This window comes from Paraclostridium dentum (assembly GCF_048568265.1).
GTDB lineage: Bacteria > Bacillota > Clostridia > Peptostreptococcales > Peptostreptococcaceae > Paraclostridium > Paraclostridium dentum.
In genome coordinates, this window is record NZ_CP183813.1 from 468,775 (window position 1) to 491,803 (window position 23,029).

Consider the following 23,029-nt stretch of genomic DNA (forward strand, 5'->3'; position numbering starts at 1 on the left):
GGTAATACTATTATTCAAATAGTGATGCTAGTAATTTTACTAATAGGATCAGGTTTCTTCTCAGCATCAGAGACAGCTTTGATGTCCCTTAGTAGAATTAGAGTTAGACATATGCAAGAAGAAGGAGTAAAGGGAGCTAAATTAGTTGGAAAATTAACTGAAGATTCAGGTAAACTTTTAAGCTCAATATTAGTAGGGAACAATGTTGTTAATATAGCGGCAACATCTATATCAACATCATTATTTATAAGTATACTGGGGACACAAGGTGTTGCAGTAGCAACTGCTTTAATGACTATATTAGTTTTAATTTTTGGAGAAATAACACCAAAGACAATAGCAGCTAATAACTCAGAAAAAATAGCTATATTAGTTTCAAAACCTATAAAGGTAATCATATTAATTTTAACGCCAGTAGTATGGGTATTTAACATAATTACAAATATTATATTTAAATTATTTGGAATTAAGTCTAAATCAGGGCAACCATACATAACAGAAGAAGAATTAAGAACTATGGTTAATGTGAGTCAAGAAGAAGGCGTTTTAGAAATAGAAGAGAGACAAATAATAAATAATGTATTTCAATTTGGAGATATGCAGGCTAAGGAAGCTATGGTTCAAAGACTTGACATGGTATGTATAGATGCAGACGATGGATATAAAGAGATAATAAGCTTATTTAAAGAAGAACAATTTAGTAGAATGCCTGTATATGAAGAGTCAGCAGACGATATAATTGGAATAGTTAATATAAAAGATATTATATTTTTAGAGGAAGATGAAATAGCTAATTTTGATATAAGAAATTATGTCAGAGAGGCATTTTTTACTTACGAGTTTAAAAAGATAACAGAGTTACTTGAAGAAATGAAAAAAGATAAGAGTCAAATGGCCATAGTTGTAGATGAGTATGGTGGGACTGCAGGACTTATAACAATAGAAGACTTAGTCGAAGAAATTGTTGGTGAAATAGAAGATGAATACGACGAAGATGAATCGGATATTGAAGTGATAAAAGAAGATGAATATATAATAGATGGTGGTAAAAAAATATCAGAGGTAAATGAACTTATAGGAACAAATTTAGAATCGGAAGAATTTGACTCTATTGGTGGATTTATAATTGGTCATTTAAAAAGACTTCCAGAGGAACATGAAGTTATCGAAGTCGATGGTGTTAAACTTTGTATAGAGAGTCTAGATAAAAATAGAATAAAGAAAATAAGAGTGTTTACATAAGGTGTCATTTTGGCACCTTATTTTTTTATAAATAAAGAATTTATACACAAATTTAACAATTTATTACAAAGACTTTATTTGATAAATTTCAAAGAAAGTATTATAATTAAAACGTATTCATTTAATTACAATAGGGTGGATTAAAGAAACGAATTAGAATATATGGAGGGACTTTAAAGTGAAAGAAAAAGTACTTGAAAGATTTTTAAAATATGTGGCATTTGATACAACTGCAGATCCAAAAAACTCAAATTGTCCATCAAGCGAAGGGCAAAGAGTATTTGCTAAATATTTAGTTGAAGAATTAAAAGGATTAGGGCTTGAAGATGCAAATGTTGATGAAAATAGCTATGTAATGGCTACATTAAAAGGAAATGTAGAAGGAGTTCCTACTATAGGATTTATATCTCACTTAGATACAGCTCCAGACGTAACTGGAAAAGATGTAAAGCCTAGAATAATAGAAAACTATGATGGAAAAGATATAGTTTTAAATGAAGAATTAAATGTAGTTACATCAACTAAAGATTATCCAGAAATGAAAACTTTAGCTGGACAAGATATAATAGTTACAGATGGTACTACTTTACTAGGAGCAGATGATAAAGCTGGAATAGCTGAAATTGTAACTGCAATAGAATACTTAGTAAATAATCCAGAAATAAAACACGGGGATATAAAAATAGGATTTACTCCAGACGAAGAAGTAGGTAGAGGAGCAGATTTATTTGACGTTGAAAAATTTGGAGCAAAATATGCATACACTATAGATGGTGGTATACTTGGAGAGCTTCAATATGAAAACTTCAATGCAGCTGCGGCTACTATAACTATACAAGGAAGAAATGTACATCCAGGTAGTGCAAAAAATAAATTAGTTAACGCATTACATATAGCAGCAGAAATATCTGAGATGTTACCTGCTAGCGAAAGACCAGAAACTACTGAAGGATACGAAGGTTTCTATCATTTAAATGATATAAATGGTAATGTTGAAAGTGCTACTATGATATATATAATAAGAGATCATGATAAAGCTAAGTTCGAAGAAAGAAAAGCATTCATGATATCTGCAATAGAGAAAATAAACGAGAAGTATGAAGGAAGAGTAAAATTAGACTTAAATGATCAATACTACAATATGAAGGAAAAAGTAGAACCAGTTAAATTTGTAGTAGATATAGTTGAAGAAGCTATGAAAGAAACTGAAATAGCACCTTTAATAGTACCTATAAGAGGTGGAACTGATGGAGCTAGATTATCATTCATGGGATTACCTTGTCCAAACATATTTACTGGAGGATTAAACTTCCACAGTAAAAATGAATGTATATCAGTTCAAGCTATGGAAAAAGGAGCTAACTTAATAGTTAAGATAGCTGAAAAATACACTGAAGTAAAATAATAAATAAAAAATGAACTCTATACTAGTATAGAGTTCATTTTTTATTTATTATAAATTTATAATTTCATTTGAGTTTATATCAATTAAATTTATATCTAAATCTAATTCATGAGAACTTTCTAGCATATCTATAATTGCAACTGAATGAGAATCATCTTTTGGAATAGAAGTACTTCCAGGATTTATAACTATAAGATTTTCATCAATAAAAAGCTCTTTTACATGAGTATGGCCAAGTATTAAAATATCAGCACCCATAGATTTTGCCTTTTTTATAGTTTCTTCTTTAGAATCTACATATCCGTGATTTATTAATATTCTAGCTTCTCCAAATTGACTTAAAACATAAGGGCCTTGTATAGGATGTTTTATAACCATTTGGTCTACATCTGCATCACAATTCCCGCGAGCTATAAGTATATTATCTAATTCATTTATTTTAGATATAACACCTTTAGGGTTGTATCCATCAGGTAAATCATTTCTAGGACCATGGTATAAAACATCTCCAGCATGAAGTATAATATCACATTCAGATAAAGTATCTAAAGCTTTTTCAAAATAAAGTAAGCTACCATGTGTATCGCTCATTACACCTATTTTCATAAAATTAACCTCCTAAATATTATAAAAATTTTTCAGAGACTCTGCTCCAAAATTCATAGTTATCGAGTCTAACTAATTTAACAAATACGTCTGATGTAGTAATTGATATGCTTGTTATTCTTTCGAATCTATGCTCAACTCCATCAACGACTATTAATAAAGAATCTTCAAATCTATACTCTGGCAAAATGCCAATTAATGCATCATGAGGAAATATAATACTAGAAGTAAAGCACCTATATGCATTAGTATTTATAGGGTGTAGAGGAGTTAACTGCATAAGTTTTAAGCTAGGATCAACTATACTACCACCAGCAGCATAGTTATAAGCTGTTGAACCAGTTGGTGTAGAAATTAATAGCCCATCTCCACTAAAGTTTTGAATATCTTTATTATTGACATTTAAGTTAAGATGTATAGTTCTAGATTTATCTCCTTTTATGACAACATCATTGACCGCAAACATATCTATACAGCTTCCTTTTGTACATATAGTTGCTTGTACAAGAGGTATATCTTGTAGTATAAAGTTACCTTTTTTATAATCATCAATAAATTTATCAATAAAATTAGGATATACATCGGTAAAAAAACCTAGATGACCAGTATTTATACCTAAAATAGGTATTTCAGGAAAATCGAAGTCATGAACAGTTTTTAAAAAAGAACCATCACCGCCAATTGATATTATAAGCTCAGCCGCACCATCAAAAGTATAGCTTACGTTAAAGCCGGCACAAATTAGTTTTTCAGTTAGTACATCTCTTGTTTTAATAGATAGATCTAATGAATTTGAGTTTATTATTATCGTTCTTTTCATATCCCCACCTCTTTACATTTGTATTATAACATAATTTAAAAATTAATTGATAACTTAGTAAAATATGTAATGGATAAATAAAAAGTCTTATCTATTCTGCAAAAATAGTATAAAATAGATAATGTTATTATAATTGAAAGTAGGTGTAAATTTGTTCAAAAAAGAAGAACAAAGATATGATGTTATATCTTACACAAGTGAGGAAAATGCAACTTTAAAAGAAATATTATTAGATAAGTTGAACTTCTCAGTAAGATCTTTATCAAAAATGAAAAGAAACCAAAGTGTTTTAGTAAATGGTACGTTTAAAAAGCCAAGTACTACTATAGAAAAAGGTGACCTAATAGAGGTTAAAATAGAAGAAGATATGGCAAATTTTATGCCTCAAGATTTAAATTTGGAAGTGATTTATGATGATTTTGACTTAATAATGGTAAATAAGCCACCATTTATAGTTGTACATCCAACAAAGAGTCACAATATAAATACAATTGCAAATGGAATTACAGATTATATAATTAAACGAAATGAAAAAGTTAAAATAAGATTTGTAAACAGATTAGATATGAATACATCAGGATTAGTAATAGTAGCTAAAAATGCATATGCTCACTATACTTTATCTAAAGATATGAGTGATGACAAGGTAATAAAAAAATATATAACCATTGTAAAGGGAATTGTAAAAGATGATTTTGGGACTATAAATGAGCCTATATATAGACCTGGTGAAGATAGTATAAAAAGAGTCATTAATGATAGAGGTCAAGAATCAGTTACTCATTACAAAGTTTTAGAAAGATTAAATGATGCTACTGTACTAGAAATTAAACTAGAAACGGGTAGAACTCATCAAATAAGAGTTCATATGAGCCATATTGGTCATGGTATAATTGGAGATGAACTATATGGATATGTAGATGAAGAATTAATAAATAGACAAGCTTTACACGCTTATAGCCTAGAGTTTAATCAGCCAAGAACAAAAGAAAGTTTAAAATTCAAAGCGGAAATTCCACAAGATATGAAAGAGTTAATAGAAAAATTAAGATAGAGGTGAAATTATGATAATACATAAGTTTATAGTACATGTACTAGATAAAAATAGTGAAGTTCCTATATTAAATGATTTTGAGGGTAAAATAAGTCAAGAAGTTGATAAATTTTTCCAAAAAATAATCAAAAGGGTTAGTAAAGATGATGATTTAAGAAAAGGTATATTTAAAGATTACGAAAACAACATAGTTAAAAATTGTTGTGAGCAAATAATCTATGATGAAAATACATTTCTAGAAAACTCAAAAGAGATAGCTGCATATTTATTTGATACAATGAAAATAAATGCAGAGTTAGAGTCATGTGATTTAGCTATATGCTTATATACTGTGAAAGATGAAAAGTATGTAGGTATATTAAAATTAGATTACAAAAGATTATATACTCATTCTATAGAGTTTGTAGATGATAAATTCAATATACAAATGGTTCCAAATGAAATAGGAATACCAGAGACACAAAGACAAAAACAATGTGCGATAGTAGGATTAACAGGAATGAATGATGAATACCATTTAAAACTTTTAGATAAGGATGCAGAAAAGGCAGAGTTAGAATCTAAATTTATAAGTGAATTTTTAAATGCTGAAAAAATTGTTGATGATAAACACAAAACTAAGGTATTTAAAAATAGCGCAGAAACATGGATAACTAATGCACTAGCTAATGATATAAAACAAGCAGAAGACGTAAGAAGTGTATTAAACTATACTTTAAAAGAAAAAGAAGAAATAGATTTAAATGATTTTGTAGAAAAAACAATTGATAATACAGACTTAAAAGAAAGCTTCAAAGAGCATATGGAAGATAAAGGTTTAGAAAAATCTTTTAGTATTGATAAGCAGTGGGTAGAAAAAAAATTAAAGAAAAGAAGTATAAAGACTGATACTGGATTTGATGTAAGAGGAGAACTAAGTAATTTTGAAGATCCGATGAAGTATAGTGTAAAACAAAATCCAGATGGAAGTATTGATATAAATATAAAAAATGTTAAGTTTTATGAGGAAAAATAAATAAAAAAACCGAGTTTAAAAACTCGGCTTTTTTTATTTATGCTCTTCTATAAAAGAGCAAATATCACCTATACAAGTAAACTTTTCAGCATCTTCATCAGGAATTTCTATTCCAAATTCATCTTCTAAAGCCATTATAACTTCAACAGCATCTAAAGAATCAGCCTCCAAATCTTCAGTTAAAGATGTATTTAAAGTGATACTATCTAGATTATCAATACCTAGTTGATCAGCGATTATTTCCCTAACTCTTTCAAACATAATAAACCTCCTAATAAATAAATTCATAATTTAATTGTAGTTTAATATAAGAAGTGAAATTTTTCAATATTAAATTATATAAATTTTAGAATAATATAGTAAAACAAGCATATATATTTTATAAAGAAAACATAGGAGGAATGATTATGAAATATATAGGTTTATTAGCATCATCTGTATGCGTTGTAGTTGTGTTACTAATAAACTCATATTACAGTATCATAAACTTAGATATCCAAAAGATAAGTTCGTATGTAGTAGAAAGTAATATGATTCTAGAAGACATTATAACTAAAGAAGAGAATGTTTCAAAAGATAATAAAGAGTACATAGATAGACTTCAAAATTTAAAAAAATGTATAGAGGACACAAAGACATCTTTTTTTACAAGTAAATATAAAGATTATAGAATTAAATCAGTAGAAAGCATGATTAAAAGTATATCTAATGATAAGAAAAATAATGAACATTTAAATATGGTGAAAAAATATAATGAGCTATCAGAAAAAGAGCTGGATAGTATATTAGAGAAAAATTTTTTCGAAGTAACATACTTATATACCCTAGCATATGAATAATTAAGAGAAACTATAGGTTTCTCAACATTGAAAAGGGGGTAACCATATGTCAAAACTAGATAACCTTTTAAGAAGTTTTGGATGTGGATGCAATTCATCCTTTGGAGGTTCAAGTTTATTAATAATAGCTGTTGTTGTATTCTTATTATTATGTACTGACCTACTTGACAACTTTTTCTGCGATGATAATTCATGGATATGGATAATACTTGTAATCCTTTTATTATTCAATTTTGATGATGGATGTTGCTAAAAAAAGCTCCGATAGGAGCTTTTTTTATTACTAAATATAAAAAAATAAATTTATATAAAAATAAAATTTTATAGTAACCGTTTTTTTCAATTCCCATAGTATAAATTAAGTGCATAATACATTTGAGATAAGACTTCTGAAACTTTAATATGGGTTAGCTAATAAGGGGATAAAATTTAGCAATCCAAAAAAACAGGGGGTATATATGGGCAGTTTAAGTAGAATATTTGGATCATGTGGATTCTTCAATGGAGGAGCATGGTGGATAATAGTATTATTCTTCCTATTCTTAGCTTTTCAAGAGTGCTTTGCAGAGATATGCATAACTGACTGGATTCCATTTTTAATATTACTTCTTATTGTTTGTTCATGTGGAATGGATGGATGCGGAGAGGAATTCGACTGTGGTTGTTAATTAAAAGGGGAAGGCTACCTATATTAGGTAGCCTTTTTAGTATTTAAAGTTATTAAAAAAATACTATTAAAAAATTATAAAATTATTATCAAAAAGTAAAGGCTATGCATAGTATATGTTAAGAGCGAAAGCTCAAATAATTAATCATCAACAGGAGGTAACACAATGTTAGATAGACTATTTGGTGAAGATGGATGTTTTGGAGGAGCATGGTGGATAATCGTACTATTCTTCTTATTCTTAGCATTTGGTGACTGCTGGGAAGAACTAGATATATGTGCATGGATACCATTCTTAATAGTTTTATTAATATTATGTAGTTGTGGTGGATGCTTCTAGTTCACTATAAAAAATTAAGACAATACTAGAAATAGACAACAGGAGGTAACAAAATGTTAGATAGATTATTTGGTGGAGAAGACTTTGGATGTGGATGGATAATAATAGTATTATTCTTCTTATTCTTAGCATTTGGAGATTGTTGGGCAGAACTAGATATATGTGCATGGATACCATTCTTAATAGTACTTTTAATCTTATGTAGCTGTGGAGAATGCTTCTAACAATCGATTTAAATAACCAGTATATAAAGTATATACAGATAAAAAAATAAAAGTAACCAATATACAGATAAATTCATATTATATAAAATAGCTAGCTAATAAAAATTAACTAGCGTTATAACTAAATGAGTTCAATTAGGAGGTAAATTTATGTTAGACAGATTTTTTGGTAACGATGGATGTTTCGGCGGAGGAGCATGGTGGATAATAGTATTATTCTTCCTATTCTTAGCATTTGGAGAAACTTGGGCAGAAATAGACGTATGTGCATGGATACCATTCTTAATATTATTATTAATAGCTTGTTCATGTGGAGGATTCTTTGATGGTGACGATGGATGTGGATGCTGCTAATCACTGAATAACTAAATACAAAAATAACACGCCAGTAATTAACTGGCGTGTTATTTTTTGTCGAAATATATTTAAATTGTTTAAAAGTTATGATAAAATTAATTTTTACAAAGACTTAAGAATAGATTTCATAAAATATAGTAAAAATTAAGATAAGGAGGAATGCTAAATGAAAACTAATGTAACAATAAAAGATGTAGCTAAAAAAGCGGGCGTTTCTATATCTACAGTATCTAGAGTAATAAATGATTCAAAACCAGTTACGGATGAAGTTAAACAAAAAGTATTAGACGTAATAAAAGAGACTGGTTATGTTCCAAATCCGTTGGCTAGAAGTTTAGTGACAAAGAAAAGTCAACTAATAGGAGTTATCGTACCAGAGGTATCAGATTCTTTTGTAAGTGAACTGGTAAACGGTATAGAGGAAGTTGCTAAAATGTATGACTATGATATATTATTAGCAAATACATACTCTGATAAAGAACAAGAATTAAAGAGCTTAAATTTATTAAGAGCTAAACAGGTAGAAGGTATCGTTATGATGTCTTGGAAAGTAGATGAAGAGCATTTAGAATATATACAAAATTGTAGAATGCCTGCTGTATATGTAAGTAAAACTGCTAGAAACTACGATGTATATTCAGTAAGTATAAGTAATACTGATGCAACATATGATATGACTAAATACCTTATAGATAAGGGTCATAAAAATATATCTTTCATAATGACAAGTGAAGACGATACTGTTTTAGAAGCTGAAAGATATTTAGGATTTGAAAAAGCTATGAATGACAATAATATAGAAATAGACAAATCCCTAGTAAAGAATGCTGGAACTACATATAAGTACGGGTATGATAGCATGAAAGAAATACTAGATGAAGGTAAAAAACCTGATGCTGTATTCGTTACAGGGGATGAAGCCGCTATAGGAGCTCTTAACGCAATATGTGATGCAGGATATAAAGTACCTGAAGACATATCTGTTGCAGGATTTAATGATGCAAAAATAGCAGCTATGTATAGACCTAAATTAACTACAGTACACCAACCATTATATGATATGGGTGCTGTTGCAATAAGAATGGTAATAAAAATGATTGATAAGGAACCTTTAGAAAATAAAAAGGTTGAACTTCCATACAGAATAGTTGAAAGAGAAAGTGTAATAGACAGAAACTAATAAAAAAGCATGTTATCTAAAAGATAATATGCTTTTTTTATTTTAATGGTTTATATATTATTTTTTATTTATAAATACAAAGTAATATATAAATAAAAAATAATATATAAATAAATGAAAGGACTTTCGAAAAATATGTAGAAGCTATTAAATTACAAGACTAAAACCGTATTTCATAATTTTATTATATATATAGGGGGATTTTTGTATGAATAAAATAATTATAGACGGTAGAGACCTTACTATAGAAGATGTAGTAAATGTATCTCGAAATGGATATAAAGTTGAGTTAGGGGAAGAAGCGTTAAAAAAGGTTAAAGTAGCAAGAGATTTAGTTGATAAATTTGTAGATGAACAAAAGGTTGTATATGGAATAACTACAGGATTTGGAAAATTTTCAGATGTAACCATATCAAAAGAAGAAACTCATAACTTGCAAAGGAATCTAATTATAAGTCATGCCTGTGGAGTAGGAAAACCTTTTGAAGAAGATATAGTAAGAGCTATAATGCTTCTGAGGGTAAATAATTTATCAAAAGGATACTCTGGTGTAAGGATTGAAACTTTGAATACATTAGTAAATATGCTTAATAATAATGTCTGTCCAGTAATTCCAGAAAAAGGATCACTAGGAGCATCTGGAGACTTAGCTCCTTTATCACATATGGTACTTACTATGATAGGTGAGGGAGAGGCATTTTATGAAGGCGAGAAAGTTCCATCAGCAGAAGCTATGAAACTCGCTGGAGTAGATGTTTTACCAGAGTTATCATCAAAAGAAGGTTTAGCTCTTATAAATGGAACACAAGTTATGACTGCGGTGGGAGCACTTACAACGTATGATGCAATGAATTTATTAAAGCTTTCGGATGTTGCGTTGTCGTTAACTATGGAGTCACTAAATGGAATAACATGTGCTATGGATGAAAGAGTACATTTGGTAAGAGCTCATAGAGGTCAAATCAACACTGCAAGAAATATACTAGAAATATTAAATGGAAGTGAGATGACAACAAAACAAGGTGATTTAAGAGTTCAAGATGCATATTCGATTAGATGTTCACCTCAAATCCATGGAGCAAGCAAAGATGCAATTGAATACGTAAAAAATAAAATTAATATAGAAATCAATTCAGTAACAGACAACCCAATAATATTCCCAGAACAGGAAGATGTAATATCAGGTGGAAATTTCCATGGACAACCAATGGCTTTAAGTTTTGACTTTTTGGGAATAGCTTTATCAGAAGTAGCTAACGTATCAGAAAGAAGACTTGAAAGACTAGTAAACCCAGCTTTAAGTAATGGATTACCAGCATTTTTAACTAAAAATGGCGGAGTTAATTCAGGATTTATGATAGTTCAATATAGTGCAGCATCATTAGTTTCAGAAAATAAAGTATTAGCACATCCAGCGAGTGTAGATTCAATACCATCATCAGCAAATCAAGAAGACCATGTTTCTATGGGGACAATAGCAGCAAGAAAAGCAAAAGAAATAATGGAAAATACAAGAAATGTATTAGCTATGGAGTTATTAGCAGCAGCTCAGGCTATAGATTTAAGAGGTAAGAAAAAATTAGGCGTTGGAACAGACGCTGCATATAATGTTATAAGAAATCATACTAAATTTATAGAACAAGATTTAGTAATGTATAAAGAAATAAATAAATGTGAAGATATTATCAAAGAAAACTTAGTAGTAGAAGCTGTAGAAAAAGCTTTAAACAGTGAACTTTTGCTAAATGAAGAGGTTGCTTTAAGTGAAATATAAAACTGTATAAGGGAGTAGATGTTATGGTTACTTTAGAAAAAGTTATGAATGTTACTAATGAAGAAATTAAAGATGCAATGACTATAAAATTAGATTATGTACCAAGTGAAATACCACAATTTATAGAAGGTATAAGAAGAGCTCCAAAAAGAGAGGCGAAATTATCTCAATCAGATATAAAATTAGCATTAAATAACGCATTAAGATACATACCAGAAGAATATCATGAAAAATTAGCTCCAGAATTTTTAAACGAATTAATGACTACTGGAAGAATTTATGGATATAGATTCAGACCAGAAGGTAATATAAAAGCAAAAACAATAGATGAATATAAAGGAAAATGTACTGAAGCTAGAGCATTCCAAGTAATGATAGACAACAACTTGGATTTTGATATAGCCTTATACCCATATGAGTTAGTTACTTATGGTGAAACAGGTCAAGTTTTCCAAAACTGGATGCAGTACAATTTGATTAAAAAATATTTAGAAGTAATGAACCAAGATCAAACACTAGTAATACAATCAGGTCATCCTGTTGGATTATTTAAATCTAAGCCAGATGCGCCTAGAGTAATAATAACTAATGGTCTGATGATAGGAATGTTTGATAATCAAGAGGACTGGAAAAGAGCAGCAGCTATAGGTGTATCTAATTATGGGCAAATGACAGCTGGAGGATGGATGTATATAGGACCACAAGGTATTGTTCATGGTACTTACTCAACATTATTAAACGCTGGAAGATTAATACTTGGAATACCAGAAAAAGATGATTTAGCTGGAAAATTATTTGTAACTTCAGGACTTGGAGGAATGAGTGGAGCTCAAGGAAAAGCTGTAGAAATCGCTGGTGGAGTAGGTATAATAGCTGAAGTTGATTATTCAAGAATAGAAACTAGATACACTCAAGGTTGGGTAAGTAAAGTTGCTAAAACATGCGAAGAGGCATTTATGTTAGCTAAAGAATGCATAGATAAAAAAGAAGCTTGTGCAATAGCTTATAATGGTAACATAGTGGACTTATTAGAATATGCAGTAGAAAAAGATATACATATAGATTTATTATCAGATCAAACATCTTGTCATGCTGTTTATGATGGAGGATATTGTCCTCAAGGTATAACTTTTGAAGAAAGAACAAAACTTTTAGCTAATGATAAAGAGAAGTTTGTACAATTAGTAGATGAAACTCTAAAGGCTCACTTTAAAGTTATTCAAAAACTAACAAATAAAGGAAGTTACTTCTTTGATTATGGAAATAGTTTTATGAAAGCTATTTATGATGCTGGATGCCAAGATATATCTAAAAATGGAGTAGATGAAAAAGATGGATTTATATTCCCATCATATGTTGAAGATATATTAGGACCTCAACTATTTGACTACGGATATGGTCCATTTAGATGGGTATGTTTAAGTGGTAAAAAAGAAGATTTAATAAAAACTGATAAAGCAGCTATGGATTGTATAGATCCAAATAGAAGATATCAAGATAGAGATAACTGGATATGGATAAGAGATGCTGAGAAAAATGGTTTAGTTGTAGGATCTCAAGCTAGAATACTTTACCAAGATGCTATGGGAAGAACTAATATAGCTCTTAAGTTCAATGAAATGGTAAGAAAAGGAGAAATAGGACCTGTTATGCTAGGTAGAGACCATCATGATGTGTCAGGAACAGATTCTCCATTTAGAGAAACATCTAATATAAAAGATGGAAGTAATATAATGGCTGATATGGCTACTCATTGCTTTGCGGGTAATGCAGCTAGAGGAATGAGTTTAATAGCTCTACATAATGGTGGTGGAGTAGGAATAGGAAAATCTATAAATGGTGGATTTGGAATGGTTCTTGATGGATCTCATAGAGTAGATGAAATATTAAGAACAGCTATGCCTTGGGATGTTATGGGAGGAGTTGCTAGACGTGCTTGGGCTAGAAACGAAAATTCTATAACAACAGTTATGGAATACAACAAAATGTGTTATGGTCAAGATCATATAACACTACCATATATAGTAGATGAAGATTTAATAAATCAAGTTATAGAGGCAAGTAAATAATAAGGTTAAAATTTTAAGTTACTGCGCTTATTGCGCTAGCGTAGTAACTTAAAATTTATATATAACATAACTATTAAAATTAGAATATAGGGGGAGAATTAATATGGCTATAGTGCAATGTGTACCTAATTTTAGTGAAGGTAGGGATTTAGAAAAAATTGAAAAGATAGTATCACCACTTAGAGGAAAAGAAGGAGTTAAGCTTTTAAACTATGAAGCAGACAAGGATTATAATAGAGTTGTAGTTACTGTTATAGGTGAGCCTAAGGCAGTTAAAAACGCAGTGTTAGAGTCTATAGGGGTAGCCAAAGATTTAATAGATATGAATACTCATAAAGGACAACACTCTAGATTTGGAGCTACAGATGTTTGCCCATTTATACCTATAAAGGGCATGACAATGGATGAAGCTGTAGGGCTTGCAAAAGAGTTAGGTGAAGATGTTGCAAAATTATATAATATACCTGTATTTTTATATGAATGTGCAGCTTCAAAACCTGAAAGAGAAAATCTAGCTAAGGTAAGAAAAGGAGAGTATGAAGGATTAGATGCTAAATTTGAAGATCCTAATTGGGCACCTGATTTTGGACAAGCTAAAAAACATCCGAATGCAGGAGCTATAGCTATAGGAGCTAGAAAACCTTTGATAGCTTATAATATAAACTTGGATACTCCAAATATAGACATAGCATCAAGCATAGCAAAAACTATAAGACACTCAAGTGGAGGATATAAATTTATAAAAGCTGGTCCTGTAGAGATTCCAGAAAGAGGAATAACTCAGGTTACTATGAATTTAACTGATTATTCAAAAACTGCTATGTATAGAGCTTTTGAAGCTGTAAAAATGGAAGCAAAAAGATATGGCGTTAATGTAATGGGAAGTGAAATCGTAGGGCTTTGTCCTATGGAAGCTTTAGTTGACTGTGCTTCTTATTATTTAGGACTTGAAAATTTCTCTTTAGATAAAGTTCTAGAGACTAGTTTAATGGAGTAGAATATATGGTTGCAGATCTAATTATTAAAAATATAGGAAAACTAGCTACTATGAAAGGTGATGCACCTCTTATAGGAAAAGCGATGAATGATATAGAAATAATAGAAAATGCATATGTTGCAATAAAAGATGGTAGATTTTGCGATATAGGAGTAGATGATGGTTATAAACATTTAATAAATCATAATACAGAAATTAAAGATGCAGAAGGGAAATTGGTAACTCCAGGGCTTATAGATGCACATACACATCTAGTTCATGGAGGAAGTAGAGAGAATGAATTTGCAAAAAAACTTGCAGGAGTGCCTTATTTAGAAATATTAAGAAGTGGAGGAGGAATATTAAGTACAGTCAAAAGTACTAAAAGTTCTACGTTTAAAGAGTTATATGAAAAAGCATATAAAAGTTTAGATAGAATGTTAGAGTTTGGAGTAACAACAGTAGAAGCAAAAAGTGGATATGGATTAGAAATAGATACAGAAATAAAACAATTAGAGGTAGCTAAAGCTTTAAGCGAAAAACATCCTATAGATTTAGTAAGTACTTTTTTGGGTGCTCACGCGATTCCTGTTGAATATAAAGAAAATCCGGATGAATTTGTAGATATTTTGATAAATGAGATGATGCCAAAGGTTAAGGATCTTGATTTAGCTGAATTTTGTGATGTATTTTGCGAGGATGCAGTATTTGATATAAAACAGACTAGAAAAATATTTAAAAGAGCAAAAGAACTAGGGTACAAGTTAAAAATACACGCGGATGAAATAGTTTCTTTAGGTGGAGCTGAGCTTTCAGCTGAAATGGGATGTATATCGGCTGATCACTTAATGGCAGCTAGTGATAATGGGATAATGGCGATGGCTGATAAAGGTGTTATTGCCAATATTCTTCCAGGAACATCTTTTAACCTAAATAAAAATTACGCTGATGCTAGAAAAATGATAAACTCTGGAGTTGCAGTATCTTTATCTAGCGATTATAATCCAGGAAGTTGTCCAAGTGAAAATCTTCAGTTTGTAATGCAGTTAGGTTGTCTAGGGCTTAAAATGACTCCTTATGAAGTTTTAAGTGGTGTTACAATAAATGCTGCATGTGCAATAGATAGAGATAGTGAAATTGGATCTATTGAAATAGGAAAAAAAGCTGACTTAGTAATATTTGACGCTCCAAATGTGGAGTACTTAATGTATCATTTTGGTATAAATCACACACATTGTGTATATAAAAATGGAGAGCTTGTTGTAAATAATAAACAAATACTAAAAAAAGAAACTGAGAGTATTTTAAGTTAGTTATTATTAAAAATCTTTAAGGGAGGATTTTAATATGAAATTAGTTGAAATGACAGTAGAAGACTTTTCAAAAGAAGTAGATTCAAACTCTCCTGCACCAGGTGGAGGGTCAGTTTCAGCTCTAGCATCAAATATAGGTGTAAGCTTAGCTAGAATGATGGCCAACTTGAGTTTTGGAAAGAAAAAATATGAGAGCTTGGATGAAGATATACGAAAAGAATTTACAGAAAGATTTAATAAATTAGGAGATATAAGAGAAGAATTATTAATATTAGTAGATAAAGATACTGAATCATTTGATGCATATATGAAAGCATTAAAAATGCCTAAAGAAACAGATGAAGAAAAAATTGTTAGAAAAGAAGCTATAAAATGTGCAACTGAATTTTCTATAGAGGTGCCTTTTAAAACAGCATCTATATCTTTAGAATCTTTAAAACTATTAAGTTTTATGGCTAAGTATGGAAATCAAAATGCAATTACGGATATAGGGGTAGGAACTCTTCTTATATACACAGGTATAGAAGGGGCTATACTTAATGTTAAAGTGAATTTACTTGGATTAGATGATGAGTCTATAGTAAGTGAATATACTAAAGATTGTAATACTATATTAAATAAAGCTTGTGAGATTAAAGATGAGATACTTGGAAATATACATAATGATCTAAATCCAATTAAAGCATAAAAAATTCGCTTTGCTCATGTCGCCAACGACTCCGTCCGTTGCTCAAAATGTCATTTTTTACTTCCGCTAAAAAATTGATATCATGATGCTACATAAGTTATCAATAAAAATTAGTTAAGTATAATTTCCTTAAGCGTAAAAAATGTAACCTATATAGGTTACATTTTTTATTTATATATTTATTCATCTTGTTTTTTTACTTTTTTTACAACCTTTTTAACTTTTTTACTTGGAGTGCTTTCTTCAGTTGTTTTTTCAGATTTACCAGACTTACCAGATTTAGTTTTTTTCTTGCTATCAGATTTGTTTGAATTAGAATTCTTAGAGTTTTTAGAATCTTTACTTGGTTGATCTGAAGACTTAGACTTTTTAGCTTTTTTACTACTTATCTTATCTTTAGCTTCAGCAGAAGAAATTTTAGTCATTATACTATCTATTTTCTTTCTTTGATTTTCATCTAAAAAAGTTTTAAACTTTTCAACAACTTCTTCTTTTCCTTGAAGAGTTTTTCCTATTTTAACAAGCTCATCCATAAGTTCATCTTCTGATTTATCTTTATAGCCATCTGCTATTTCTTCGATTTTGCCTTTATCAATATTTTTTTCCTTTGCGAATTTTTCCATTGCTTCTTTATCTATTTTTTTCATAAAAGCACCTCTTTCAATAATATATATTTGATTATGTTCATATTATTTATATATAGAAGTATCTAATAAATTATGATTAATAATATGAAAAAATAAAAAATACCTATAAATAATATATATGCGAATTTATAAAAAAAGTAACAATAATAGTAAATAAAACATAGTTTATATATTAGGAGTAGTATATAGTAAGGGGTGACAAAGGTGAACAGTTTACTATTTATATTAGGGATGATAGCTTTAAGTAATGGAAACATATCATTGTTAGACAATAAAACTGGTAGTTTAGATATAAATCAAGAAATGGGAAGTATGAGGTCAAAATTAAATAAGAAAAATAATAAAATTAAGTTGAAAAACAAATTTAGACCAAAAAATAACGAAGATGAAGAAATTGATATAGAAGAAGATGAAGACGAGTTTGTTGAAGAATCTGATTATATCGACCCAGTATCTAGTTTTAACATAAATGATCTTGATAAAGGAATGAAAATGTTAGAATTAAGTGATGATGATTTAGATAGAGGTTTAGAAATAATAACCAGAACTAAAAAGTATATGGATAAAGATGAACGAAAAGTATTAATAAAAATAGAGAGCGTTTTAGATTTAGTAAGAGGTATAAAAAAGCTTAGTAGTGTTGATTTGGTAGATAACGAAGATGAATCAGATTTCTTTAGAAGCATGGAAGAAGAAGATAAAAAAAATATGATGATTAAAGAGATAATAGAGGTTTTTCCGGAAAGCAAAAAAGAATCTGTTGAGAGAGCGATAGACATGAAAAAGAAAATTGAACTATTTGCAGAACTGTTCTTGCCTGATGATATAGGAGAAGAAAATAGTTCTGGATTTAGTTTAAGTTCATTGGCTAGTATAAACAATATAGGAAGTTTAAATAACTTAAAGCTTTTAGGTAATCTTTTAAGAAGTGATAATAAACAGAGCAATTATACAAAAAATAATAAATATAATCATGTAAATAAAGAAGAAAATGAGGAAGAAGATGAAGAAAATAATTTTGAAGATATGTTAGATGAAGATGAAAACTATGAAACAGATGACTATATAGACTATGATTATGTAAGGATAGATAAATAAAAGTAGAAAAAGAACGAAAAATTTATAAATTTGCTAATTAAAAATGCTTTCAAAAATTTGAAATTTATTATATAATAAAAATATGAAATCCTGGAGCATGCGACAGTGCCTATTTAAATTCAACCGACAAAGTTTGAACGGGAGTATGAGTTTAGTGGTGGATAAAATGCCCCTTCATAATTATGGGGGACTTTAAAAACTGCTAGTAGTACACCCACCTGGGAGATTCTCGGGTATGAATTTAAAGGGCCATCGGTGTTTTGGGGTAAAAAAAGTATTGTGATTTTCACAATACTTTTTTTATTACTATCAATTGTAAAAGTTGCCTAATATTCCAAAAGGATCTTTGCTTACAAAAACATTGGTAGATACATAATCCTTATCAGACAAATAATTAGATTTAAAACAAGCTCTTATAAACTTATCATTTATGCTAAACTCATCCTCGTATGATTCACTCCAACTACAACCTAAATTATCAGAATAACAAGTATATAAAATATTTTTATGTACATAAGATATGAATATTGAAGAATTATATTTTAATATAGATGGATATAAATATAATGATCCATCTGTTATAAATTTATTTACGTTTTCATCAAATGAATTGTTATTTAGGTATCCATTTAAATATTTAATACTGTACTTAAAATCATTGCTTTCACAATATGTTATGTGATAAAAGTTAAGTTTATCTTTTAGAACAGATAGATATATTTTATTTTCTAAAGAATTAGTTATACATATAGGGTCATTCCAACTTAGGTTGCTTAAATTAAAATTTGTACAATAAACTTGTGGAAATTCGTTATTTTCCTTAAAATAAAAAATTGTTGGAACTTTTTCATTAAAATAAATTGTAAAGTTATCTAAAACAGGTAAATTTATAAAATCAACTTTATTTTCAAACCATTGTTTACCATTATTATAATGATGGAATAAGATAGTAGTAGCACAATCTTTATTAGTTAGATAATAAAATATATGTATTGTATTATTTATAAATTTTATATATGGAAATGTTATAGTATAGTTTTCAGAGTCATAATCTATTGTATGGAGAGTTAAAAATTTATTACTATCATTATTTAGTTTTAAAATGTTTATTTTAGAATCTGAAAAAATTCCATATACATTGTCATTTGAATCTATATCAAAATAATAACTAGAAAAATCAATAGGAACGAGTGTTACACTTTCAGAATGAACCATTGAATCGCTATTTTTAAAATATTTATAGCTCAGTCCATTTTCACTTTTTATAAGTATCATATCTTTATTAGATTTTCTTATAACATATGAACATTCATTAAAAAATCCCATAACTACCTCCTAAAATATATATTCTATAAATATATATTAACTCAGCAGTAAATTATTCTAATAAGAATTAATTAATAAAAGACTAATTAAGTAACAATTAGCAAAATACATGCATATTATTAATTAGGCATAAACAAGAGCCTACATTTTAATAAGACAATCAAAGGGGAGGCCAAAACTGAATGAAGGATTTAATGAGAGCCAAAAAAGTAGTTAACAAAAGAGTAATACAGCCTAATCAAAATATAGATTCAGGAAGAAGCTATATAGAAACGAATGAAATAGAAGAGGAACTAAGAGGATGTAAACCACAATGCCATCCATATATACAATGTGATTGTAATAATGATTGCAATAATGATTGCAACCATCATAATCATAATTGTGGATGTAATCCAGGATGCTGTGATTGCAAAGACGAAGATTGTACAGACAATTGCTTCCCAAACCCTTGTCCAGAAGAGTGTAGTCATCCTTTAGTACCACCTAAATTTTCAACATCACAAGCAGTATTGTATCCAATAGAAACTAATAGAATATATGACACTATAATGTTTAGAGTATTTACAGATGGTAAAATGACGAATGGAGAAGATTTAAACTTTGACTATGAATTAGGTAGTTTACGTGGACCATTACCAAACTCTACTCAAACTAATGCTACAATAGAAAAAGTTTGTATAAATTATACAAGTATAAAAATTAATCCAGGAACAACATCTTTAGAAAATTTAAGCATTGATGAAGTTGATAAACATGGTAAAAAATGCAAATCAGTTTTTGAATACAATGTTTGTGGTCAATTGAATAGATGCTGCAACGAGAAGTGTTTGGGACAAAATGTAATGTATAAACAAAAAGGGTTAAATGTACTAGTTAAAGATTTAGAAATAGAATTAATAGGTAGATTTGGATGTTCTGAGTTTACTGCTATAGCTACACCAGTTGGTAAATGCCATAAAGGCGATGAATCAAATGATGTAGTATTCTATTTTAATACTTTATCAAGTGATTTAGTAGTTCCAGCAGATGGAAGAGGATTTACGCTAAGACAAGATTTCCAAACTCAATTAACAGTTGATTGTATAGGAAAAGCAATAATAACTCAACACATAGTAAACAACAAACCTTGTTATGAGTTACAAATTCCTAATGGCATAGACTTAGTATTATGCTTACAAAATATAGTTAGTGTATTAATAGAAGAACAAATAGTAGTTTTAGGTGGACCTACAAGAATAAAACCTAGATTAGTAGACACATTTGGTAATGTTTGTGATTTCTCTCAATTTAATGGAAATTGTGAAGAAAAGCATGATCACTGCCATAATGATAATAAGTGCTAATTAAAAAATATATACACTAATACTTGAAAATAAAAAGAGCATTGATAAAATCAATGCTCTTTTTATTTTCAATATTTTATAGAATCACAGTACTTAAATAAAACATTACTGGTTTTTACATTTGAAAAGTGTGACCAGGATTTTTCAGTATCATTATAAACCATGGACTCTAAATCTATTTTATTTTTTGACTTAACATAGTAGGAGCATATAATATAGTTATTTGATACGTTAACAGTATAAAGCGGCAGCTTACTTTTAAAAGCATTTTTAATATCGAACTCTATAAGTTCATTATTATAAAAATTATAGTTTAAATGATATATATTGTGATAATGTTTGTTTAGAGACTTAGAAAAAAATATATTTATAGAATTATTCAATGAATACATAGAGAGTTTACAAATTTTTTTAGAACTAACATTTAACTTAAATGATGATATCAAATTCAAAGAGCTGTTATTATAAGTGTAATAATAAAAGTAATTTTTTAAGTCGATAAAACAAATATGAATATCATCATATTTATCGATTATTGCTGAGTACAAATAAACATTATTTGAAATGTTTTCAATTTTGTTTGTATAATTTTTTATGTATAAACAATTATTTTTATTAAAAATAGATAAAGACAAACTCGCATCTTTATTTAGAATAATCATAAAAGCAACCACCTCAGTATAATGATTTTAAAGATTTAAATAAAACATGAGAATTAAAGGCAAAAGTTATGATAGGAACTACCGTAAGAATCAATATATAGCCCCATAAGCCAACATCTGGTATTGGAAGTATAAAGTATAGGCAAAGTGTTTGTATAATCATAGAGGAGACTCCTATAACGCTAGAGATAAACTCCTTTCCAATAGAATGAAGAATACCAGAAATTACATGATTTAAACTTAAGAATAAAGGAACTAAGCACATGTATTTTAAATAAAATCCTGCAACCTTATTTTTGAAAGTATATAAGCAAATTTCTTCTCCAAATAAATAAAATATTAAAGAACATAAAAATCCCATAACAACAGTTAGAACCAAAGCAAATAATATCTTACTTTTTATAGATTTAATATTTTTTCTGCTTACATCCAATGATATGCTAGGTATTATATTTACAACCAACGCAGAAACTAGCATAAATGGAAGGTAGACAAATGGAAATACCATACCTGCAATAGTTCCATAAATTCCTAAAGCAGTTGTATATGTAATTCCGGAAAGAGCTAGCCTAGATGGAATAATCATAGAACTAATAGAATTTAAAACTATATTAGACATACGATTACAGGTAATGGGGATAGACATTTTAACTGTATCATATGAGGATTTCATAAACTCTTTTATATCTATGGTGTACTTATTGTCTATATATGGCTTTCGAGCTAATCCTAGTGTCATAAATGATAAACTTATGCATTCTCCTATTGATATACCTATTATTGCAGATAGACAGATTAAAGTTGGATTATTAAAATTTTTTACTATGAAATAAACAAAAACAATTTTTGAAATTTGTTCTAAAACTTGAGAGACAGCAGGTATATCAACTTGCTTTATTCCATAATAGTATCCTCTTACAATATTTGAAAGTGTTATAGCTATTATTGAAGGACAAAGAGCAAGTATAAAGATAGAGCTATTATTGCTATGTAATAATTTAATCGATAAAGATTCAGAGCTAACTGACACAAAAAAAGCAATAAGTGATGCTATAAAAAAGGATATATATATTGCCGATATAAAAAGAGCATTTGTACTATGTTTATCATTAAATGCCTTTTTTCTTGCAACTAAACAACTAAGAGCAGTTGGTATTCCTGTTGTGGTAAGAGCTATACAAATCATTAAAAAGTTAAACACCATGTGATATATTCCTAAGTGAACCTCTGATAAATTATTTGATAAAAATATCTTATATAAAAAACCTATTATTCTGACTATAAAATTAGATAAAAAAAGCACTAAAGTTGAATATACAAGATTAGGAATCTTCAAATATATCACCTCCTATCTTAAGTTATATTCAATAATTAATATAAA

General features: G+C 28.8%; 24 protein-coding genes and 1 other RNA gene. 19 read left to right on the forward strand and 6 right to left on the reverse strand.

Annotated elements, in window-relative coordinates; genetic code table 11:
• The first annotated feature begins 24 nt into the window (after positions 1 to 24).
• Positions 25 to 1,242: an HlyC/CorC family transporter gene (locus tag ACN6I1_RS02005; RefSeq protein WP_195417396.1), complete on the forward strand. Its 1,218-nt coding sequence runs from the start codon at positions 25 to 27 to the stop codon at positions 1,240 to 1,242.
• 178 nt (positions 1,243 to 1,420) lie between these two features.
• Entirely contained in the window at positions 1,421 to 2,647 is a 1,227-nt protein-coding gene (gene pepT, locus ACN6I1_RS02010) for a peptidase T (protein WP_278548113.1), read from the forward strand.
• Between the two features lie 48 nt (positions 2,648 to 2,695).
• Here the strand turns inward: pepT and yfcE are convergent, their stop codons facing one another.
• Positions 2,696 to 3,253 carry a phosphodiesterase gene (yfcE, locus tag ACN6I1_RS02015; protein WP_419742556.1) on the reverse strand — a complete coding sequence of 186 codons (558 nt, stop codon included), beginning with the start codon at positions 3,251 to 3,253 and terminating at the stop codon, positions 2,696 to 2,698.
• A gap of 19 nt (positions 3,254 to 3,272) precedes the next feature.
• Positions 3,273 to 4,073: an NAD(+)/NADH kinase gene (locus ACN6I1_RS02020; protein ID WP_021428657.1), complete on the reverse strand. Its 801-nt coding sequence runs from the start codon at positions 4,071 to 4,073 to the stop codon at positions 3,273 to 3,275.
• A 151-nt stretch (positions 4,074 to 4,224) separates the two neighbouring features.
• On the opposite strand from ACN6I1_RS02020, the gene ACN6I1_RS02025 reads away from it, so the two are divergent.
• Together ACN6I1_RS02025 and ACN6I1_RS02030 are read left to right on the forward strand one after the other, a co-directional pair.
• Positions 4,225 to 5,127: an RluA family pseudouridine synthase gene (locus ACN6I1_RS02025; RefSeq protein WP_419742557.1), complete on the forward strand. Its 903-nt coding sequence runs from the start codon at positions 4,225 to 4,227 to the stop codon at positions 5,125 to 5,127.
• A 10-nt stretch (positions 5,128 to 5,137) separates the two neighbouring features.
• Positions 5,138 to 6,142, forward strand: a complete 1,005-nt coding sequence (locus tag ACN6I1_RS02030; protein ID WP_419742558.1) for a nucleoid-associated protein — start codon at positions 5,138 to 5,140, stop codon at positions 6,140 to 6,142.
• 33 nt (positions 6,143 to 6,175) lie between these two features.
• Here the strand turns inward: ACN6I1_RS02030 and acpP are convergent, their stop codons facing one another.
• Complete coding sequence (acpP, locus tag ACN6I1_RS02035) at positions 6,176 to 6,403, reverse strand: acyl carrier protein (protein ID WP_419742559.1); 228 nt, start codon at positions 6,401 to 6,403, stop codon at positions 6,176 to 6,178.
• Positions 6,404 to 6,549: 146 nt separating this feature from the next.
• On the opposite strand from acpP, the gene ACN6I1_RS02040 reads away from it, so the two are divergent.
• The 12 genes from ACN6I1_RS02040 to ACN6I1_RS02095 all read left to right on the forward strand — a co-directional run bounded on the left by ACN6I1_RS02040 (position 6,550) and on the right by ACN6I1_RS02095 (position 16,569).
• On the forward strand, positions 6,550 to 6,981 hold the full coding sequence (locus ACN6I1_RS02040) for a hypothetical protein (RefSeq protein ID WP_220797177.1): 432 nt from the start codon (positions 6,550 to 6,552) through the stop codon (positions 6,979 to 6,981).
• Between the two features lie 46 nt (positions 6,982 to 7,027).
• Positions 7,028 to 7,234: a hypothetical protein gene (locus ACN6I1_RS02045; RefSeq protein WP_021428628.1), complete on the forward strand. Its 207-nt coding sequence runs from the start codon at positions 7,028 to 7,030 to the stop codon at positions 7,232 to 7,234.
• Positions 7,235 to 7,439: 205 nt separating this feature from the next.
• Positions 7,440 to 7,649: a hypothetical protein gene (locus ACN6I1_RS02050; protein WP_419742560.1), complete on the forward strand. Its 210-nt coding sequence runs from the start codon at positions 7,440 to 7,442 to the stop codon at positions 7,647 to 7,649.
• 165 nt (positions 7,650 to 7,814) lie between these two features.
• Positions 7,815 to 7,988, forward strand: a complete 174-nt coding sequence (locus ACN6I1_RS02055; RefSeq protein ID WP_021428642.1) for a hypothetical protein — start codon at positions 7,815 to 7,817, stop codon at positions 7,986 to 7,988.
• Positions 7,989 to 8,041: 53 nt separating this feature from the next.
• Entirely contained in the window at positions 8,042 to 8,212 is a 171-nt protein-coding gene (locus tag ACN6I1_RS02060; RefSeq protein ID WP_021428601.1) for a hypothetical protein, read from the forward strand.
• A 150-nt stretch (positions 8,213 to 8,362) separates the two neighbouring features.
• Entirely contained in the window at positions 8,363 to 8,566 is a 204-nt protein-coding gene (locus ACN6I1_RS02065) for a hypothetical protein (protein ID WP_021428594.1), read from the forward strand.
• 169 nt (positions 8,567 to 8,735) lie between these two features.
• The gene (locus tag ACN6I1_RS02070; protein WP_046822572.1) at positions 8,736 to 9,749 is read left to right on the forward strand and encodes a LacI family DNA-binding transcriptional regulator; all 1,014 of its coding nucleotides are present in this window, start codon (positions 8,736 to 8,738) and stop codon (positions 9,747 to 9,749) included.
• A gap of 208 nt (positions 9,750 to 9,957) precedes the next feature.
• Positions 9,958 to 11,523 carry a histidine ammonia-lyase gene (hutH, locus tag ACN6I1_RS02075; protein WP_419742561.1) on the forward strand — a complete coding sequence of 522 codons (1,566 nt, stop codon included), beginning with the start codon at positions 9,958 to 9,960 and terminating at the stop codon, positions 11,521 to 11,523.
• 23 nt (positions 11,524 to 11,546) lie between these two features.
• Positions 11,547 to 13,592 (forward strand): urocanate hydratase, encoded by a 2,046-nt coding sequence (locus ACN6I1_RS02080; RefSeq protein ID WP_278548102.1) that lies wholly within the window; start codon positions 11,547 to 11,549, stop codon positions 13,590 to 13,592.
• Between the two features lie 103 nt (positions 13,593 to 13,695).
• Positions 13,696 to 14,589 (forward strand): glutamate formimidoyltransferase, encoded by an 894-nt coding sequence (gene ftcD, locus ACN6I1_RS02085; RefSeq protein ID WP_419742562.1) that lies wholly within the window; start codon positions 13,696 to 13,698, stop codon positions 14,587 to 14,589.
• 5 nt (positions 14,590 to 14,594) lie between these two features.
• On the forward strand, positions 14,595 to 15,881 hold the full coding sequence (hutI, locus tag ACN6I1_RS02090; RefSeq protein ID WP_419742563.1) for an imidazolonepropionase: 1,287 nt from the start codon (positions 14,595 to 14,597) through the stop codon (positions 15,879 to 15,881).
• 34 nt (positions 15,882 to 15,915) lie between these two features.
• Positions 15,916 to 16,569 carry a cyclodeaminase/cyclohydrolase family protein gene (locus tag ACN6I1_RS02095; protein ID WP_419742564.1) on the forward strand — a complete coding sequence of 218 codons (654 nt, stop codon included), beginning with the start codon at positions 15,916 to 15,918 and terminating at the stop codon, positions 16,567 to 16,569.
• Positions 16,570 to 16,748: 179 nt separating this feature from the next.
• Here the strand turns inward: ACN6I1_RS02095 and ACN6I1_RS02100 are convergent, their stop codons facing one another.
• A complete protein-coding gene (locus tag ACN6I1_RS02100; protein ID WP_419742565.1) occupies positions 16,749 to 17,216 on the reverse strand; it encodes a hypothetical protein in 468 nt (155 codons plus the stop codon).
• A 204-nt stretch (positions 17,217 to 17,420) separates the two neighbouring features.
• Between ACN6I1_RS02100 and ACN6I1_RS02105 the strand changes: the two genes are divergently transcribed.
• Entirely contained in the window at positions 17,421 to 18,314 is an 894-nt protein-coding gene (locus ACN6I1_RS02105) for a hypothetical protein (protein ID WP_419742566.1), read from the forward strand.
• A gap of 84 nt (positions 18,315 to 18,398) precedes the next feature.
• Positions 18,399 to 18,585, forward strand: a non-coding RNA gene (gene ssrS, locus ACN6I1_RS02110) — 6S RNA.
• Between the two features lie 38 nt (positions 18,586 to 18,623).
• On the opposite strand, the gene ACN6I1_RS02115 is transcribed toward ssrS, so the two are convergent.
• Positions 18,624 to 19,640 carry a hypothetical protein gene (locus ACN6I1_RS02115; protein WP_419742567.1) on the reverse strand — a complete coding sequence of 339 codons (1,017 nt, stop codon included), beginning with the start codon at positions 19,638 to 19,640 and terminating at the stop codon, positions 18,624 to 18,626.
• Positions 19,641 to 19,822: 182 nt separating this feature from the next.
• Between ACN6I1_RS02115 and ACN6I1_RS02120 the strand changes: the two genes are divergently transcribed.
• Positions 19,823 to 20,986 carry a hypothetical protein gene (locus ACN6I1_RS02120; protein ID WP_195945546.1) on the forward strand — a complete coding sequence of 388 codons (1,164 nt, stop codon included), beginning with the start codon at positions 19,823 to 19,825 and terminating at the stop codon, positions 20,984 to 20,986.
• 675 nt (positions 20,987 to 21,661) lie between these two features.
• Here the strand turns inward: ACN6I1_RS02120 and ACN6I1_RS02125 are convergent.
• Positions 21,662 to 22,993, reverse strand: a complete 1,332-nt coding sequence (locus tag ACN6I1_RS02125; protein ID WP_419742568.1) for an oligosaccharide flippase family protein — start codon at positions 22,991 to 22,993, stop codon at positions 21,662 to 21,664.
• Positions 22,994 to 23,029 lie beyond the last annotated feature (36 nt).

Bases quoted from the DNA above. Each gene is read 5' to 3' on its own strand.
- ACN6I1_RS02005 (WP_195417396.1), top strand. From the start codon at position 25: ATGCTAGTAATTTTACTAATAGGATCAGGTTTCTTCTCAGCATCAGAG.
- yfcE (WP_419742556.1), bottom strand. From the start codon at position 3,253: ATGAAAATAGGTGTAATGAGCGATACACATGGTAGCTTACTTTATTTT.
- ACN6I1_RS02020 (WP_021428657.1), bottom strand. From the start codon at position 4,073: ATGAAAAGAACGATAATAATAAACTCAAATTCATTAGATCTATCTATT.
- ACN6I1_RS02030 (WP_419742558.1), top strand. From the start codon at position 5,138: ATGATAATACATAAGTTTATAGTACATGTACTAGATAAAAATAGTGAA.
- acpP (WP_419742559.1), bottom strand. From the start codon at position 6,403: ATGTTTGAAAGAGTTAGGGAAATAATCGCTGATCAACTAGGTATTGAT.
- ACN6I1_RS02040 (WP_220797177.1), top strand. From the start codon at position 6,550: ATGAAATATATAGGTTTATTAGCATCATCTGTATGCGTTGTAGTTGTG.
- ACN6I1_RS02045 (WP_021428628.1), top strand. From the start codon at position 7,028: ATGTCAAAACTAGATAACCTTTTAAGAAGTTTTGGATGTGGATGCAAT.
- ACN6I1_RS02050 (WP_419742560.1), top strand. From the start codon at position 7,440: ATGGGCAGTTTAAGTAGAATATTTGGATCATGTGGATTCTTCAATGGA.
- ACN6I1_RS02055 (WP_021428642.1), top strand. From the start codon at position 7,815: ATGTTAGATAGACTATTTGGTGAAGATGGATGTTTTGGAGGAGCATGG.
- ACN6I1_RS02060 (WP_021428601.1), top strand. From the start codon at position 8,042: ATGTTAGATAGATTATTTGGTGGAGAAGACTTTGGATGTGGATGGATA.
- ACN6I1_RS02065 (WP_021428594.1), top strand. From the start codon at position 8,363: ATGTTAGACAGATTTTTTGGTAACGATGGATGTTTCGGCGGAGGAGCA.
- ACN6I1_RS02070 (WP_046822572.1), top strand. From the start codon at position 8,736: ATGAAAACTAATGTAACAATAAAAGATGTAGCTAAAAAAGCGGGCGTT.
- hutH (WP_419742561.1), top strand. From the start codon at position 9,958: ATGAATAAAATAATTATAGACGGTAGAGACCTTACTATAGAAGATGTA.
- ACN6I1_RS02080 (WP_278548102.1), top strand. From the start codon at position 11,547: ATGGTTACTTTAGAAAAAGTTATGAATGTTACTAATGAAGAAATTAAA.
- ftcD (WP_419742562.1), top strand. From the start codon at position 13,696: ATGGCTATAGTGCAATGTGTACCTAATTTTAGTGAAGGTAGGGATTTA.
- hutI (WP_419742563.1), top strand. From the start codon at position 14,595: ATGGTTGCAGATCTAATTATTAAAAATATAGGAAAACTAGCTACTATG.
- ACN6I1_RS02095 (WP_419742564.1), top strand. From the start codon at position 15,916: ATGAAATTAGTTGAAATGACAGTAGAAGACTTTTCAAAAGAAGTAGAT.
- ACN6I1_RS02100 (WP_419742565.1), bottom strand. From the start codon at position 17,216: ATGAAAAAAATAGATAAAGAAGCAATGGAAAAATTCGCAAAGGAAAAA.
- ACN6I1_RS02115 (WP_419742567.1), bottom strand. From the start codon at position 19,640: ATGGGATTTTTTAATGAATGTTCATATGTTATAAGAAAATCTAATAAA.
- ACN6I1_RS02120 (WP_195945546.1), top strand. From the start codon at position 19,823: ATGAAGGATTTAATGAGAGCCAAAAAAGTAGTTAACAAAAGAGTAATA.